The 1,570-nt window shown below is 66.9% G+C and carries 1 protein-coding gene; it reads left to right on the top strand.

The window, feature by feature from the left end; translation table 11 throughout:
• Nucleotides 1–193 precede the first annotated feature (193 nt).
• Nucleotides 194–1,471, top strand: a complete 1,278-nt coding sequence (locus PLL68_RS14975) for an IS256 family transposase (protein ID WP_502910732.1) — start codon at nucleotides 194–196, stop codon at nucleotides 1,469–1,471.
• Nucleotides 1,472–1,570 lie beyond the last annotated feature (99 nt).

Below are 1,570 nucleotides of genomic sequence, written 5' to 3'. Positions count from 1 at the left end.
AGCGATCAGATGCGGCGCCGCACGCGCCCCGGTTCTTGCGCCGCGCACCGTCTTGGGTGGTATCAGATGGTCTGTGTAAGCGAGGGGGTTGCCAACCTGAAGGAGTTTGATTGTGAGCATGACCAAGCAAGCGAAGAAGGACGCTGTCGAGCCCGAGGCTCGCCGGTTGCGTCGGGAGCTGTTCACCGACGAGATGCTGGACCAGTTGATGGCTGCCACGGATGAGCGTGGGCTGTCGCTGACCGGTGAGGGCGGGTTCCTGCCCGAGATGATCAAGGCCGTCCTCGAGCGGGGGATGGAGGCCGAGCTGACCGGGCACCTGGGTTACGACAAGGGCGACCCGGCCGGTAAGGGGTCGGGCAACTCGCGCAACGGGAGCACCCCCAAGACGGTGGGCACCGAGGTCGGCGATATCGCGTTGGACCAGCCTCGGGACCGGAACTCCACGTTCGCGTCGGCGCTGGTGCCCAAGGGCGCCCGCCGCCTGGGCGGGCTGGAGGACATGATCATCAGCCTGTACGCGGGCGGGATGACGATCCGCGACATCCAGCACCACCTGGCGTCCACGCTGGGCACCGACCTGTCGCACGAGACGATCAGCAAGGTCACCGACGCCGTGGCCGAGGAGGTCACCGCGTGGCAGACCCGCCCGCTCGAGGCGTTCTACCCGGTGATCTACCTCGACGCCCTCGTGGTCAAGATCCGCGACGGGGCGCACGTGGCCAACCGGGCCGCGCACATCGCCGTCGGGGTCGACATGGACGGGGTCAAGCACGTCCTGGGGATCTGGATCCAAGCCAGCGAGGGCGCGAAGTTCTGGGCGTCGGTGTGCGCCGAGCTCGCCAACCGCGGCGTCAAGGACGTGCTGATCGTGTGCTGCGACGGCCTGACCGGCTTCCCCGAGGCCATCGAGGCGACCTGGTCGCAGGCGATGGTCCAAACCTGCGTAGTACACCTGATCCGGGCCTCGATGCGGTTCGTGTCCTACACCGACCGCAAGGCCGTCGCCGCGATGCTGCGCCCGATCTACACCGCCGCCAACGAGGACGCCGCTCTCATGGCGCTGACCACGTTCGCGGACTCCACGCTGGGCAAGAAGTACCCCGCCGCGGTCGCATCGTGGGAGAACGCCTGGGAGCGGTTCACCCCGTTCCTGGCGTTCGGGCCCGCCCTGAGGAAGGTCATCTACACGACGAACAGCATCGAGAGCCTGAACTACCAGCTGCGCAAGATCATCAAGAACCGTGGCCACTTCCCCAACGACGCCGCCGCGATCAAGCTCCTCTGGCTGGCGATCCGCACCATCGAGGACAAACGCGCCCGGGAACGCGCCAAGGAAGCCGGCCTACCCAAGGGCAGCCCCCGCAAGGCCCCCGGCAAGCTCGTCGAAGGCTCCGTCATCCAAGGCTGGAAAGCAGCCCTGGGCGAGCTCGCCCTCGTCTACCCCGACCGCATCAACACCCACCTGTAACCCCATGTGACCCACCTCACTTACACAGACAACTTGACACCCTCCCGTCTTGCCGTCGATCGCGATCACCCGAGCGCCCTGGATGTGCCGGGTCCGAGT

Source organism: Ornithinibacter sp. (assembly GCF_035443565.1).
Taxonomy (GTDB): domain Bacteria; phylum Actinomycetota; class Actinomycetes; order Actinomycetales; family Dermatophilaceae; genus Fodinibacter.
This window is presented reverse-complemented; position numbering and strand designations above follow the sequence as displayed.